General features: G+C 44.9%; 11 protein-coding genes. 7 read left to right on the top strand and 4 right to left on the bottom strand.

From position 1 onward, the window contains the following. The first annotated feature begins 22 nt into the window (after nucleotides 1–22). Nucleotides 23–151, top strand: coding sequence for a hypothetical protein (locus tag JMY02_RS13730; RefSeq protein ID WP_265087973.1), 129 nt, complete (start codon nucleotides 23–25; stop codon nucleotides 149–151). A 208-nt stretch (nucleotides 152–359) separates the two neighbouring features. Here the strand turns inward: JMY02_RS13730 and JMY02_RS11890 are convergent, their stop codons facing one another. After that, nucleotides 360–1,259, bottom strand: a complete 900-nt coding sequence (locus tag JMY02_RS11890; RefSeq protein WP_201598586.1) for a CBS domain-containing protein — start codon at nucleotides 1,257–1,259, stop codon at nucleotides 360–362. 265 nt (nucleotides 1,260–1,524) lie between these two features. Here JMY02_RS11890 and JMY02_RS11895 point away from each other — a divergent pair, with 265 nt between their 5' ends. Next, nucleotides 1,525–2,877, top strand: coding sequence for an Lnb N-terminal periplasmic domain-containing protein (locus JMY02_RS11895; protein WP_201598588.1), 1,353 nt, complete (start codon nucleotides 1,525–1,527; stop codon nucleotides 2,875–2,877). 48 nt (nucleotides 2,878–2,925) lie between these two features. Here JMY02_RS11895 and JMY02_RS11900 read toward each other — a convergent pair whose 3' ends face one another. After that, a complete protein-coding gene (locus JMY02_RS11900; protein ID WP_406947763.1) occupies nucleotides 2,926–3,429 on the bottom strand; it encodes a YcgN family cysteine cluster protein in 504 nt (167 codons plus the stop codon). A gap of 235 nt (nucleotides 3,430–3,664) precedes the next feature. On the opposite strand from JMY02_RS11900, the gene JMY02_RS11905 reads away from it, so the two are divergent. The 5 genes from JMY02_RS11905 (at nucleotide 3,665) to mutY (ending at nucleotide 10,947) form a co-directional block, all read left to right on the top strand. Next, the gene (locus JMY02_RS11905) at nucleotides 3,665–4,402 is read left to right on the top strand and encodes a dienelactone hydrolase family protein (protein WP_201598592.1); all 738 of its coding nucleotides are present in this window, start codon (nucleotides 3,665–3,667) and stop codon (nucleotides 4,400–4,402) included. Between the two features lie 203 nt (nucleotides 4,403–4,605). Then, complete coding sequence (locus tag JMY02_RS11910) at nucleotides 4,606–7,665, top strand: DUF2339 domain-containing protein (protein ID WP_201598637.1); 3,060 nt, start codon at nucleotides 4,606–4,608, stop codon at nucleotides 7,663–7,665. 143 nt (nucleotides 7,666–7,808) lie between these two features. After that, nucleotides 7,809–8,765: a ribosome biogenesis GTPase YlqF gene (ylqF, locus tag JMY02_RS11915; RefSeq protein ID WP_201598594.1), complete on the top strand. Its 957-nt coding sequence runs from the start codon at nucleotides 7,809–7,811 to the stop codon at nucleotides 8,763–8,765. 99 nt (nucleotides 8,766–8,864) lie between these two features. Continuing rightward, nucleotides 8,865–9,485 carry a hypothetical protein gene (locus JMY02_RS11920; RefSeq protein ID WP_201598595.1) on the top strand — a complete coding sequence of 207 codons (621 nt, stop codon included), beginning with the start codon at nucleotides 8,865–8,867 and terminating at the stop codon, nucleotides 9,483–9,485. 208 nt (nucleotides 9,486–9,693) lie between these two features. Beyond that, a complete protein-coding gene (gene mutY, locus JMY02_RS11925) occupies nucleotides 9,694–10,947 on the top strand; it encodes an A/G-specific adenine glycosylase (RefSeq protein WP_201598596.1) in 1,254 nt (417 codons plus the stop codon). A 120-nt stretch (nucleotides 10,948–11,067) separates the two neighbouring features. Here mutY and JMY02_RS11930 read toward each other — a convergent pair whose 3' ends face one another. Together JMY02_RS11930 and rapA are read right to left on the bottom strand one after the other, a co-directional pair. After that, entirely contained in the window at nucleotides 11,068–11,970 is a 903-nt protein-coding gene (locus tag JMY02_RS11930) for an acyl-CoA thioesterase (RefSeq protein WP_201598597.1), read from the bottom strand. Between the two features lie 387 nt (nucleotides 11,971–12,357). Then, nucleotides 12,358–15,246, bottom strand: a complete 2,889-nt coding sequence (rapA, locus tag JMY02_RS11935) for an RNA polymerase-associated protein RapA (RefSeq protein ID WP_201598598.1) — start codon at nucleotides 15,244–15,246, stop codon at nucleotides 12,358–12,360. Nucleotides 15,247–15,325 lie beyond the last annotated feature (79 nt).

Here is a 15,325-nt window from a genome sequence, read left to right on the forward strand (position 1 = left end):
ATCCAAGACTATATTTCCCAAAATGTTAAAGCTTCAGTATTCAGGCAAAAGCCAAGCCAAAGCGAACCGTATCATCTTTTATATCGTATTCAATCCCAATCCCGAAAATCAGAGTAGCAAAAAAATGCAAGTACTACACATGGTAGGCTAAACGAGTTTGACCCCGCTAAGCGTATTTTTTGGGTTTGGTATAAAAATAAAATTCGCCCATGATACCAGCCTAATCTTATCAATGGGTAAAATTGCGTAGCAAAATCCCAATGGCCAAAATAAAAAAAACACGACCGCAATCGTGTTTTTTAAATCTATTCATCAGCTGTAAAGATCTATTAATCAGTTAGAAAAATAGTATCGACGAATCAATGACTGCCTATCAATATTTTTTGATCTACATTCATTTTGGTGAGCTCTAAGTTTTGGATAAAACGCCCTTCAACATCAGTTATGGTGATTTTCCAATCATCTATCACGACGCTCTCACCTTCTAGATCACCTACATAGCCAAGCGACTGCATGACCAAACCGCCCATAGTATCGACATCGGTATCATCAAAATGGCTACCAAGTTCATCATTACAATCCTCAATCACTGTTGAGGCTTGGACGCGCCATGTGTTTGGTTTGTCGGGATCAGCAATGATATTATTTATATCGCTGTCTTCATCAAAATCATCATGTTCATCGACGATGTCACCGACGATTTCTTCGAGCAGGTCCTCCATCGTGACCACACCGCCAAAGTTACCAAATTCGTCGACGACAATCGCCATGTGTACTTGCGTCCGCTGCAATGAACGTAATAATGTATCAGAGCGTGCCGTCTCGCTAATGTATAGCGGCTGACGCACCAAATCTCTAAGACGTTTGCTATCAATTTTGTCCTCTTGGTCACGCACCATATGGACAAGGATAGGAATCAAATCTTTTGCCAGCAAGATACCGATGACGGCATCATCGTCCTGACTGTCAAATACAGGATAGCGCGAGTGGGTGGTCTCAAGAATGATATCCATCACTTCAGCAAGGCTGGTACTTTCGTGCAAGCCAATTACTTGCGGACGTGGTGTCATGATTTCGCGCACTTGGGTCGCTGGTAGATCGAGCACGCCTTCTAACATATCAACGGTATCAGGCTCTAAGAATTGGCGCGAGTCTTGTACCAAACGAATCAGTTCATCACGGGTTTCGGGAGCGGTCGATAGCCAGCGTTTTAAGCCGCGCATCGACCAACTACTCGGGCTAGGAGCGTCGTCAGACATGGTGGTATGGTTTAACCTCTTTAGTTAATAACAACTTAGTTAATGACAATGAAAATAATAAGCAAACAACACAGAAAACTTAGATGGGGACAAAAGCAGCAAATAAAACAGGTGTTTATGATTAAGTCATAAATAAACCCATATAAATCAGCTTCACTTTATCGCATGGGTCACCGACATTCAACGACAAATTCACTCAAATTGTACTGTCAGTGTGTTATAAATTTTGCTATGGTCAAAGCCTTTATCTATCAAAACGATTCTTATGTCGCTACGTTCTTTGTTTTCTCGCCTGTTTTCTTCTCATTCAAGCCATCATGCAGATAAAGGCTTGAACCGTCACGGCATAAAAAATAAAACACCTGCTGCAAACCGCCCACCGCCCAGATGGCGACGCTGTATTATCCAAGCCTTTATTGCAAAGGTGCTGATACTGTCTGCTGTTTGGTTACTGATGGCCATTTGCTATCACTTTGGGGTATTTAGCCCCATCACTTGGCTGACAATAATAGTGGTTGTAGGATTATTGTCTGCGCTGTTTGCGGTTCGCTATTTGCCTGAATTTTTTGCTAAATTGGACAATAAAGCGACTGATAAATCGACTGAAAATACAATTTCTCATATTGGCTCTAACAGTACTAATAATAACAACCTCTCTAACAGAAAACTCACCCATGTTAAATGGCTGACAGGCATGTATGCAGCGGTTTGGCTCACTGGGCTTGGTTGGTTTTTTGCTATCGAGCCACAGCAAGAGCGTAACTGGATGGCTGAGGTGAGTCAGCAGGTTGCGTATGAGCGTGATGCGACCAACCCTGATTTGATTACGCTGACCCATGTCCGTAATTTTGATTGGCACACAGACAAGGACGCCACCGAGCGCTGGGAAACGCGTACTGTCGATTTGTCCAAATTATCTGGGGTCGATGTCACCAACTCTTATTGGATGGGGCCCCTAATTGCTCACACCTTGGTCAGTTTTCGCTTTGAAGACGATAGACCACTTGCCTTTTCATTTGAAATTCGTAAAGAAGAGAACGAGTCGTTTTCTGCCCTTGCTGGGTTCTTTAGACGTTATGAGCTGAGCCTGATTGCCGCAGAAGAGCGCGATATTATCTACACCCGCAGTAATGCACGCGGTGAGCAGGTTTATCTGTTCCCCGTCAGCAATCTACAACAGCATGAGGTTAGATCACTGTTTGAATCATACTTGACCGCTGCCGATGACTTGAATACAGCGCCTGCGTGGTACAACACATTGCTCAGTAACTGTACCAATATCATCTTTTATATGGCGCGTATCGTCAGTGGTGATCGTTTGCCATGGGACTATCGGATTTGGGTATCGGGCTGGCTACCAAATTATCTATATGATGTCGGTATGCTCAATGCCAATCCAGAGCAGAATGGTCAGCAGTGGTCAATGGACACGTGGTACGAGCGCACGCATATCAACCCAAAAGTGAGAGAGTTTAACAATCAAATCGACGTAGCATCTGGTATGAATGGTCAGGCATTTTCTCAGCAAATTCGCCAAGATATTCCGATGCCAGCATTGGCTCACTCAAAAGCAGATGCCGAAGCACAGGCCGAATCCGCATCTCATGTAGCTGAATAATATTGTGTAAAAGGGTAAAGCGTATAAAAAGGTAAAAATTGAAACTATTTAAGGCTTTACCCAATTGACTACGCGCGTTTCCATCTCTTCATCACTCATGCCCGTCTCGCTCACGCAGCGTCCAGCCACGCCAACATTGGCAGCGCGCATTTGTTGCTGCGTCACCACGGCATCCCCAGTCAATAACAGATGCCAACTTGGTAAACTCTGTCCTTTATACAAACGCTTATAAGCACAATGCGCAGGCAGCCACATCATGTTTGGCAAATTGTTAATAGTCAGCTGAATACAATCTGGCACATGCTCTTGGCGCGTCGCATAATGCTGGCAGTATCCCGTCGCACAATCCATCAGCTGGCAAGTGACATCAGTATATTCGACCAGTTCTTCATCCACATCGCCATGCTCATCTTCGTCGATGTACTTAATTAAGCAGCAACTGCCGCAGCCATCGCATAACGCTTCCCACTCGCTATGATTTAATTCTGTTAACGCAAAGTGTGACCAAAATTGGGGGCGCAATGGATTGGCTGCGGTGGTCTCAGGGAACAACGTCACAGATTGCTCAGGCGTAACAGATGTATCATGGTCTGAGTACAAGTCTGAGTTGTCATCATTTTTGTTTAACAAATTTATAGTCATAAAGGTGCAGTAGCATTTTGATAAAGAGCGTTACAGTATTATAGCTGTTTTTGCTGAGCATGGGCGTTAAGGTAGTAAAAGTCAGAAACACGAACAATGATAAATATAGAAAACTAAAACTCACAACATAAAAAAGGACAATAATATGTCAATTAAGACTTTTGAATTAATCAGTACAACCGAGAACAATGTTGAGCTTATCAGCTATGTGGCACTGCCAGAAAACGCTTCGGATGACAATCCCGTGGCTGGTATTTTGGTCGCGCCAGAATGGTGGGGCGTGGTTGACCATCCCAAATCAGTCGTCGAGCGTTTGGCTGAAGCAGGTTATGCCGCCGTTGCGATGGATGTCTATGGCGAAGGCAAACTGACCACCGATGCGGCGATGGCAAACATGTGGATGGAGCAAGTACTTGCTGATCAAGATATGCTAATGGCGCGCTGCCGTTTGATTCTCAATGATTTTAGCGACCAATTGGCCGTCAATGGTGACAATCTAGCTGCCATCGGTTACTGCTTCGGCGGTAAAGTCGTACTAGACATGGCGCGCGAAGGCATGCCATTAAAAGCAGTCGCCACCTTCCATGGTAATCCAACGCCAAAACAGCCCGCTGACAAAAACTTCAAGGCCAAAGTGTTGGTTGCTCATGGCCGTGATGACTCAATGGTATCAATGGACGCGATTGAAGGCCTCAAAAAAGAGCTAGACGCAGCAGACGTCGACTATACGATTGATGTCTATGACAATGCCAAACACGGTTTCACCAATCCACATGCAGACGAGCGCGCCGCTGAAAATAATGCCGACCTTGGCTACAACGAAGCCGCTGCCAAACAGAGCTGGGAAAATATGCTGGAGTTTATGAAAGCCAACTTGTCATAAGCTGTAACCAAGCATGTGAAAAGATTGCTTTATAAAATTGAAGCAAACGAGAAGTCAATGAGAGGTCAGCTAAACATTTGAGCTGGCCTCTTTTTTATTGCTGCCAGTCATTCGCTGAATCAGTGAGAGTGACATAGCCTGTCTTGTACTTCTGCTTAAATCACGTCATTATCACTTTATTATGAGCTAGATTGAGTGAGAAGATGTTATATCTATTGATAACCCAATTGGGTTGGCTGGCTTTTACGGCTTTATTGATCGCGGTTGTCGCACTATATGCCAAGATAAATCGGCAGATCGGGCAATTGCGGCGTGATATAACCAAACTACAGGTCGAGCTTGAGCAACAACAAAACAATGGCCTATCTTCAGAGGAAACGTCACCTCCGTGGCCACCATCACTGCCATCTACGCCTTTAGCAAATCTCCCATCAAACCTCTCTGATACGGCATCAGTGGATGACCGCTCTTTAATCATTACGAAAACCAATGCTGAAACCACTGCCACTACAAAAAGCCTAGACGCGCCCATAGAGCCTGATGAGCGCTCTTTGCCTGTCGTCACGTCACTGATTCATTCCATCAAAAATTGGTTTTTCGGTGGCAATTTAGTCGTACGTGTCGGCGTATTGGTATTGCTGGTGGGTGTGGTGCTATTGCTACGTCTGTTGAGCGAATATATTGAGATTTCGATTGCTGCAAAGCTTATGGCCATCGGCATTGTAGGGTTGGGATTGGCAGGACTTGGCTTCAAGCTAACAGCAAAACGGTTTTCTTATGGGATTACCTTGCAAGGCACGGGTTTAGCCATTGCTTACTTAAGCACCTTTTTTGCTTATAGCGTTTACCAAATCATTCCGAGTATACCGAGCTTTATTAGTCTTGGCTTATTGTCTGCGATTACCATTGCTCTTGCTGTGCGTCAAAATGCGTTTCCCTTAGCACTATTGGCGTTGTCGGGTGGTTTTTTTGCCCCTATTTTGACCAGTGAAGATACGGGAAGTTTGGTCGTCCTGTTCAGTTATTATCTGCTGTTAAATGTCACGATTGCCATTATTGCTCATTATCGTCCTTGGAAAATATTAAATTTATTTGGGGCGACCGTGACATTTGGGCTGGCCTACTATTGGGGCATGAGTGAGGATTTGACGATTGTCATTGAGTCACAGCGCTGGTTATTAGTAACGTTGGTTGCCCTACATTTGCTCCTTTATCTATTTGTCGTCATTCGCTATGCGCAGCAAATCATTAGCTACAACACGTTCAATGAATCTGCATTTAACACCACTCATTCCACCAATGACCAAACAGATCCTCTAAAAACTCTGGACAATGAACAGACGACTTATCTGTTCCCTATTGATACGGGATTATTGTTTTCAGTACCGCTGCTGGCCTTTGGTTTATTTGCCGCCTTACTCGATGATGTTCCTAATGCTTTAACCGTGACCAGTGCAATTTTGGCCACTATTTATATTGTGTTGGGCTGGGTTTTTGTCCAGCGAAGCCAACGTTATGCCTTAATTACGGAAGGTATGCTGGCACTCGGCTTTGGGTTTTTAGCGTTGGTGATACCGCTGGCTTTAGACGCTGAATGGATTGTTTTTGGTTGGTCGGTGCAAGGACTGGCGTTGGTCTGGTTTGGTAGGCGCTCACTGCGCGCTTGGTCGGTATTGTTTGGACTACTTTTACAGCTCATCAGTATCGGTATGCTAGTGACGAACGCGGTATTTGATAACGAAAACTATCCTGTTTTAGCCTTTAGTATTTCAGCGATCAGCTACCTAGCAACCGTCTTTATCCTACGAGCTAGCAACGCCCCTGCTGTGTTAACGAACAAATTAAATGGCGACGTAGTACCCTCTGTCCTATACGCCTCAGAATTGCACAGTAGCTCAGATGCGCTGGACACTTATGCCAATGCACTGGGCATCAGCACCCAAGCTGCGCGACAATGGCTGACCTCAATCGATAGTCAAAGTATCGCATTTAAACTCGTTTGGCACAGTCCTAGAGTGATAAAACTCTTAACATTGACCGCGATGGCTTGGATGCTGCAAGTGCTGGTGCTTGATTTGCGTCATTGGTTTGATATCTGGCAGTCAAGGACAACACTGGTTGCGCTGGCGGCACTTATTAGCTTAAGTGCTTATTGGGTGGTTATCAATCGTTACCGCCCGTGGCTAGAGATCAGACAGCTCAGTCAGGGACTGTTATGGCTATTTTATCTGATGCTGGTACTACAATTACCACAAAAATTCGAGCTAAATTTAACATGGTCAACAGCGGAATGGTTTGTTTTCATAGGTTTGATAATCGGCTGGTTGATTGTCGGTCAGCTCTGGTTAAAGACACAGTCAGATAATAAAAATACGTCACGCTATGCTGTGGCAAGTTGGCTCGGCACGGGTATCTTGCTTATCGCTGCCGCTGCTCATTACGGACTTCCAGACTCTGATGGTGTCATGGCTGTCTTAATTCCAGCTGTTTTGATATTGGCAGGATTGTGGTTTAGCTATCGTTCTATTAATAATCCTTTTGGCAGTAATCGCAAGCAAAATACGCAAGTGACTGAAAAGCCAAATCAAGGTTTACTGCATTGGTTTGATTGGCAGCGTGCACTATTAAGTTGCGCCGCTATCTTTACTCCGATGGCTTTGTGTTGGGTCGTCATGACCAACTGGTCGTATAACGGTGTCATTTGGGGCCTGCCCTATTTTCCTCTACTAAACTTATATGATGTCACATCGTGGCTAACGCTATTGGTTGGTTTTGGCTTGTATTACATGAGCCAAAATCCACATGATGATAAACTAAGCCCATCAAATACTGACCTCAAATTCAAACGAATATTTACCACAGATAATTTACTGATTGTACTGGGACTGATCAGCTTTTGGTTGATCTCCAGTATGTTAGTCAGAACGCTACACGCGTTTATTGGTACACCGCTATGGGACAGCTCTCAAGGTGGCGCGTGGCAAAGTGAGCAAGTGCAGACTGGGCTGACGATTTTATGGACACTCTTAGCATTAGTCGCCACCATCATCGCCAGTCGCTACTGGCAACGCGCACTGTGGTTTATGGGGATTGGTCTGCTCGGCATTGTCGTGTTGAAACTGGTCTTGGTTGATTTGTCACAGACCGAGGCGATTTGGCGGGTCATTTCTTTCCTTGGTGCGGGTAGTTTAATATTATTGATTGGATATCTTGCCCCACTACCACCTGCACGCGAGGAAGTATCGGATCAGTATCAAGAGTAGTCGCACATCTGGTTAGATGAAATTGTGCCGTGAGCACGCAGGTTCTGTAGTAAACTGGCACTATTGACTAAAGATATGTTTAAAATCAAAGCATGATCTATCTTTAGCACTAAATTTTATGAATAAAAAGGTTACGAAAGCAGATGGATAAGAGAGTAAGTATTCAGTGGTTCCCCGGGCACATGAACAAAGCCCGCAACGAAATCAAAGAAATCATGCCACAAATGGATGTAGTCATCGAAGTGATCGATGCGCGCATTCCTCATAGTAGTGAGAACCCGATGGTCGCGGCTTTACGCGGCGAAAAACCTGTTATCAAAATCCTAAACAAAGCCGATCTTGCTGACCCTGAATTGACCCAAGCATGGATGGATCATCTCGAGCAGCAAAATGGTGTCAAAGCGATTGCTTGCGATACCGATAAAGCCAATGATGTAAAGCGTATCATCGCAATCTGTAAACAACTCGTCCCCAATAAAGTCGGAACTGGTCGCCAAATCAAAGCCATGATTATGGGTATTCCAAACGTCGGTAAATCAACATTGATTAACACGTTAGCTGGGCGCGCCGTAGCAAAAACAGGCGACGAGCCAGCCGTGACCAAGTCTCAGCAGCTTATTAAGCTCGACGACGATATCATGCTCTATGACACACCCGGCATGCTATGGCCAAAGGTTGAAAACGAAAACTCTGGCTATCGCTTAGCAGCAACAGGTGGTATCCGCGATACGGCTTTTGACTTCGCTGATGTTGCCAGTTATACCGCTGAGTATTTGATGCAAGCCTATCCTGAGCTGTTAAAAACTCGCTACAAAATTGAAGAGCTACCAAAGACCGACTGGGAGTTCTTTGAAGTGGCTGGGCGCAATCGCGGCTGCGTACGTTCGGGCAACCAAGTCGATACGTACCGGATGTCTGAGATCCTCGTTAATGAGCTGCGTAGCGCTAAGATTGGTCGTATTACGCTCGAGACGCCTGCTATGATTGAAGCGGAAGAAATCGTGGTCGCAGAACAGCGACTCGCCGCAGAAGAGAAGCGTAAAGCAAAAGAAGAAGAAAAACGTCTACGTAAAAAGCGTACACGGCAGAATCGGAAGTAAACGTGTGAATTTTGTTTAAGTAAGTTCAATAAGAATGACGTAGGGTGCGTTTCATGCACCGATAACGAAGTTATAATTGACTATCGGTGCGCACTAGAAATGGAAAATTTTATAAAAGCCAGACTAATAAAATCAGATTTATTAGAAATACTTCTACAATTTGAACGTTATAATCTCAAAGATATGACTAGCATTATCTTACTTAAACAAGCTTTAATATCTATTGCAAATCTCGTAGATTTTGAACGTACCATGCGAGTTATTTATAGTAAACACAGAAACCTGTCGTCTATGTTCAATGAAATGTATGTTGAGTACGAGTTTGCAAAATATATAAGAAATAAGTTTATTGGTCATATTAAGATAGACTTGCTGACTAAGGCTATTGAATGGAAACCAGAACTCAGATACCTACTTCATAAAACTAACGATCCAGAAGTTATGTTTCTATACAATATTTGGATATTAGAAACCACAATTAATAGTTTTGTTGATTCAAACGGAAAACATAGAGTATTTGATTCAGACACAGATTTAATTTATCCACCTGACTATCAGCGATTTATTAACTTTATTAATGAAACGATTAAATCTGCAATAGAGTACCTAAATATTTTGGATGCGATACTTTACATATCTATTGAAGAAGATGAAAAAACAGAAAGTATTGAGCATTGGTTACTTGCAGGTCAGACTAATTTTAAATTCATCAAAAAATGAGTAAATAATACCATTACTTAAATGTTCTAATTAAAGTACATTCCAAAATAAGCAAGTAGTTTACATAAAGTTTGCGACACCTAACTAAAATTATAATCATAAGTCGAAACACTTGAGCTGCTAGTGTCAAACCATACAAAGCCAACCTATTGAATAAGCGTATATAAGGTATAATTACATACCTTCAAAAAAACAAATAATAGAGCCTATGACCCAGCTAACTGCCAATTCTGAATCTTCTGACACAACTTTTAACCACACTACATCCTCCCTTAACTCTTTCGCCCCGCGTCTCCTCGATTGGTTTGCCGAAAATGGTCGCCATGATTTGCCATGGCAACAGCATCAGACCGACACTCCCAATCCTTATATCGTTTGGCTATCAGAAGTCATGCTCCAGCAAACACAAGTCACCACCGTGCTACCCTACTTTGCGCGTTTTATGGACACATTTCCGACCGTACAAGATTTAGCCGCTGCCGAGTGGGATGTGGTCGCCGAGCATTGGGCAGGGCTTGGCTACTATGCGCGCGCGCGTAATTTGCATAAAGGGGCTAAGCAGTTGGTCGAGGTTATCGATGAGACAGGAGATTTCCCACAGACTTTAGCAGGCTGGGAGGCGATTTCTGGCGTTGGGCCATCGACTGCTGGCGCGATTATGGCGATGGGATTACATCGTTATGGCGTCATCTGCGATGGTAACGTCAAACGTGTCTTGACGCGCTGGGCGGCCATCGATGGTGACATTACCAAATCTGCGACGACCAAAGAGCTATGGGCACTCGCTGAGCGTTTGACCCCAATAGAGAATTCAGGCTTATTTGCGCAAGCGATGATGGATATGGGCGCGACCTTATGTACGCGTAGCAAGCCTGCTTGTCTATTATGTCCATTAAAAGATGATTGCTTAGCACATGCTGAGGGACGCGAAACGGACTATCCAGTTAAGGCAAAAAAGCAGCCCAAACCTAGTAAGTTTAGTGACGCGTTGCTAATAGAAGGTGCAAGTGATGACATACTGTGGCTACAACGTCCTGATAACGGTATCTGGGGCGGACTGTGGAGTTTACCATTGCAGTTCATCGAAAAAATCACAGGAAAAGCGACTGTCATAGTACAAGATACTAGCCTTGATAAACCGCTAGATGTACGTAGTGATGAAAAAGTATACGAAGCAGAATTTACCACTGCTGAGCAGATTATCAATGAATGGCTGATAGAAAACAAATTGGTCGCAGCATCGACCAGTCGCACATTGCTAGATGACGATCCTATCAAGCATTCACTGACGCATTTTCACTGGTATCTGACACCGCGTAAACTAACGATTGACGCTAAGCAAATAAACGTGCTGAGTGAGAAATTAGCCGCAGCTGATATAGTCTTTAAATGGTTATCAGAACAAAAAGCGCAAGACAGTTTAGGACTGCCTCGCGCTATGATAAAAATTATTGAGCATTAAATTCAGAATCGATAATAAAACTTTAACTGTAAACTCTAAGCGCTATTTTTAAAGGTAGGGCTTAGAACTTTTTTATCATTGAGCGTTCTGAATTTTAAGACAGACCTTTAAGGCTGGCCTCTAGGACTTGGGCACACGCAAACGCATCAAGCCTTCTTGTTGTACCGTGGCAACCAGCTTGCCGTCCTGCCAAAACTGACCATGATTTAGACCTTTGGCGTTAGATGTGGTATCACTCCACATGTCATATAGCATCCATTTATTTAAATCAAAATCACGGTGGAAATGCATCGAATGATCGATACTGGCAGCTTGCAAACCGCTGGTCATAAAGCTGACACCGTGTGACATTAGCCCTGTGCCTACCAAATAGAAGTCCGACGAAAATGCCAATAAAGCTTGCTGAATAGCCGCAGGCTGATTGCCCAGCTCGCGGATACGTAACCAGTTAGCCTGCTTAGGTTTCATCGGCTCTGGATGGATAGGGTCACGCGGCTTAACAGGTTTTATTTCCACATGACGACGACGCATAAAGCGTGCTTTGAGCGCCTCTGGCACTTTGCCCACATACTCTTCTTTTAAATCCTGCTCGGCCAGCAAATCTTCAGGTGGCGGATAAACGGGCATGTCTTCTTGGTACTCCAAACCCTCTTCCATCGGTGAAAACGATGCAATCATCGAAAATATGACTTGCTCGACGGGCGGCTTACCACGCATTTCTTTGTATTGAATGGCGGTCACTTCGCGCGCAGACAGACTGCGGCCGTCACGCAAGCGGCGCACTTGATAAATAACTGGCTGATTGATGTCACCACCACGCAAAAAATACCCATGCAATGAATGACAAGGCTTGTCTTTATCCAGTGTATGCGCCGCCGCCATAATCGCTTGCGCCAGCACTTGCCCGCCAAAAATACGACTGCCAACATAGTCATGGCTCTTCCCTTCAAAGACATCAGGGGTCACTTCGATAAGCGCTACGGTAGTCAGCAGCTCATCAATCAGTTGCGAATAATCGGACATGACGATATGTTTCCTTATTTTTACAAAAAACGCCCAGCACCCAGCGATATCAATATAATTATGATATTGCGACAGCTCCTTTGCGTTTGAATTTAAAATAATATGAAATCACTTGCTAACCATACACAAGCGAGATTTTAGAACAGGAAATACAGTCATAGCAGTGCTATCACTCAGTATTTGTTACTTAGGCATTTGTTACAAATTAGCAAGGTAAACATCTTACCCAATATTGATGGCTTTGACTAGAGACTAACCGCTTACTTGTAAGTATCGCTCGGCTTATTTAACCGAAGCAATACAAAATAAAAAATCGATAAAAACCGTATTCAACATAAAAAACGAGATGTCTTCTGATACACCTCGTTTTTTATCATTCTCACAAACTTATGGCTTTACTGCTACCAGTACACGAATAGAATCTGGTACTAAAGATAAATTGCCTAACGCTTGCTCGCCTTGGGCTTTTAGCTGCTCTAAGCGTTCGATTTCTGCAGGACGCACGTTAGGATTGATGGTCTGTAGATGCTTTAGGCGTTTGATTTCACGTGACCACTGTTGGCTAAAGCGCTCACTCGCTTGCTCACCAATCTCCACCAACTGCTGGCGGGCGATGTCTTCGGCTTCATAATAGCGCTGCTCAATCACGTCGCCACGTGCTTTGATCACTTGGCGTGCACGGTTTTTATCCAAACGATCGATATGTGGCATAATCATATCGGCACTGATACGTGCGGATAAATCACTGCCCTGCTCACTGATAAAGACACGGATATTTTGCGTGGTTAAGGTCGCTGGTAAATTGAGCAATCTTGGCGCAATCGCTTCAACGCGGAAGTTCACTTCGAGTAGCACCATGCCTTGTGGCACAGCAGCGCTTTTTAGCATTGCAACCGTGGTATTACCAAAGGTGCTGGTACTCGCCAGCTCATAGATGGCGCGCATCAGAGGATGTTCATGCGTGATAAACTCGATATCTTCACGCTGCAACGCTTGCTCACGCTCAAATGTCAAAGTCATACCGTCTTCATCACCCAGCGGTAAGCCATCGATATAATCACTAATCTCGGTGCTATCAATCGGGGCAATAACCCACGAGCCATCACGTTGGATATTGTGATCGATATTGGCTGAGGCAAAAAAGCGCTCAATAAACTGTGGTAATAGATTGTGTCCATCAAAATCACGCATGGCATCGGCAATACGACCAGCGACACGCGGGCGGCACGAGTTATACTCTAACAAGCGATCGCGACCCGCTTGTAGCTGTGCTTCCAGCCCCAATCGCGTTTGTAGCGCTGCTGCGATGACGTCTTGTAACGTCGTACGATTATCGGCGGTATCGGCACCTTCAAGCATTGGTTTTAGTTCTTGAATAAACTGCTCTTGCACGCTTTGCGCCGTTGGTGAAATCTGATTGAACATATTCAAGGCATTGTTATACCATTGATAAAGACGCTCTTGCGCCGTGCCTTGGACATACGGCACATGCAACATAATTTGCTGCGTTTGTCCGATACGATCTAGGCGACCGATTCGCTGCTCTAGCGTATCCGGATTGGCGGGCAAATCCCATAGTATCAACTGGCTGGCAAACTGGAAGTTACGACCTTCTGAGCCAATCTCTGAACACAATAATATCTGCGCGCCTTCGCTATCGGCAAAGAACGCTGCCGCTTGGTCACGCTCAAGCAAGGTCATCTGTTCGGTAAAGATAGCGGTTTTAATACCTGCATGCAGACGCAATACCGCCTCTAAGCTCTCAACGGTCGCACCACTACGGGCAATCAACAAGACCTTTTTATGCTTAAGCTCGCCTCGCAAGATATCAATCAACCAAGACACGCGTGGGTCGTCTTCTAGCCAGCCGCCATCCGGCTGGTTCTCTTCGCCCCACAGCTGCTCGCGCAATTTGCCGTTGGTTTGATAGCTGTCTTTCCATGCCTCGGGTAATGGCAGTGGATACGGCTGACTGCTACGACCATAAAACCCTTTTACACTTTCACGCGTATTACGGAATAAAATACGACCAGTACCATGACGATCGAGCAACTCATTGAGCGCATAGGTACGCAATTTTTCATCGTCATTAATCGCTGCCAACTCGTCAATACTGATATCCAGTAGACTGCTTAACGCGGCAATTTGCCCATCGCTTACGGGCTTATCTTCTATTAACACGCCAGCGACGGCTGCTGTTTCAGCAAAGGCTTGTTGACCATCGATAAATTCATCCAAATCATCAAAGCGATCCGGATCTAACAGGCGCAAACGCGCAAAATGGCTTTGGGCACCAAGCTGCTCAGGGGTCGCGGTCAATAGCATGACGCCTGGTGTTTCTTCGGCAAAATCTGCAATCAAGTCGTACTTATCATTGCCGCCTTGCGCCTCATCCCAATGCAAATGGTGTGCCTCATCGACGACCAACAAATCAAACCCAGCTTCCATCGCTTGATCATACAAATCAGGATGGTCAAGCAACAGATCCATACCAGCGATAATACATTGCTCAGTAGCAAAGACGTTTTGCTCAGGGTCGTGCTCTTTAATCGCGGCGGTACGCACCAAATCAAACAAGGCAAAGTTTAGGTTAAAACGACGGCGCAGCTCAATCATCCACTGATATTGCAGACTGTCTGGCACGAGAATAAGCACACGCTCAGCCTTACCAGTCAATAACTGCTGATGAATAATCAAACCCGCTTCAATGGTCTTGCCCAAGCCCACTTCATCCGCCAGTAAGACACGCGGCGCGATGCGTTTGCCGACTTCATGCGCGATATAGAGCTGATGCTCAATAATATCGACACGTGCACCCATCAAACCTTTGAGCGGATGACCTGCCAGCGCTGACTGCATACGCAAAATATCTTGGCGCAGCTCATACCAATCGCCACGTTCAATGCGACCAGCTAGCAAACGCTCAAGCGGTTTTGCGAGCGTAATATTGGCCGCTAGCCGCGTCTCCATGATGCCTCTTTCGTGCTCATCGACCCCGTACTTGAGTACGCCCATGACTTCATCGACAGCATTGACCGTATAGCACTTGCCATCTTGGTCGTAGATGCTATCGCCTACTTTGAACACTACGCGTGATAGTGGCGCAGAGTTTTTGGCATAGACGCGTGTTTCTTCGCTTTGAGGAAATAAAATATGGACACATCGGTCATCGACATCGATGACCACACCTAAGCCCAGCTCGGACTCCGTATCAGATAAATAACGTTGACCAACGGCAAATTCGGTGCTGTGCAATGAAGCGATAGAGATAGTCATAGGGCGATGTCTTTTGTACTCAGATGATAAGAAGATAGATAGCTATGATGGCTATAATACGGCTAAAGTGACTCACGCA

The sequence above is a fragment of the Psychrobacter vallis genome (assembly GCF_904846715.1).
Taxonomy (GTDB): domain Bacteria; phylum Pseudomonadota; class Gammaproteobacteria; order Pseudomonadales; family Moraxellaceae; genus Psychrobacter; species Psychrobacter vallis.

Coding starts and splice junctions, on each gene's coding strand:
- JMY02_RS13730 (WP_265087973.1), top strand. CDS start 23: ATGTTAAAGCTTCAGTATTCAGGCAAAAGCCAAGCCAAAGCGAACCGT.
- JMY02_RS11890 (WP_201598586.1), bottom strand. CDS start 1,259: ATGTCTGACGACGCTCCTAGCCCGAGTAGTTGGTCGATGCGCGGCTTA.
- JMY02_RS11895 (WP_201598588.1), top strand. CDS start 1,525: ATGTCGCTACGTTCTTTGTTTTCTCGCCTGTTTTCTTCTCATTCAAGC.
- JMY02_RS11905 (WP_201598592.1), top strand. CDS start 3,665: ATGTCAATTAAGACTTTTGAATTAATCAGTACAACCGAGAACAATGTT.
- JMY02_RS11910 (WP_201598637.1), top strand. CDS start 4,606: ATGTTATATCTATTGATAACCCAATTGGGTTGGCTGGCTTTTACGGCT.
- ylqF (WP_201598594.1), top strand. CDS start 7,809: ATGGATAAGAGAGTAAGTATTCAGTGGTTCCCCGGGCACATGAACAAA.
- JMY02_RS11920 (WP_201598595.1), top strand. CDS start 8,865: ATGGAAAATTTTATAAAAGCCAGACTAATAAAATCAGATTTATTAGAA.
- mutY (WP_201598596.1), top strand. CDS start 9,694: ATGACCCAGCTAACTGCCAATTCTGAATCTTCTGACACAACTTTTAAC.
- JMY02_RS11930 (WP_201598597.1), bottom strand. CDS start 11,970: ATGTCCGATTATTCGCAACTGATTGATGAGCTGCTGACTACCGTAGCG.
- rapA (WP_201598598.1), bottom strand. CDS start 15,246: ATGACTATCTCTATCGCTTCATTGCACAGCACCGAATTTGCCGTTGGT.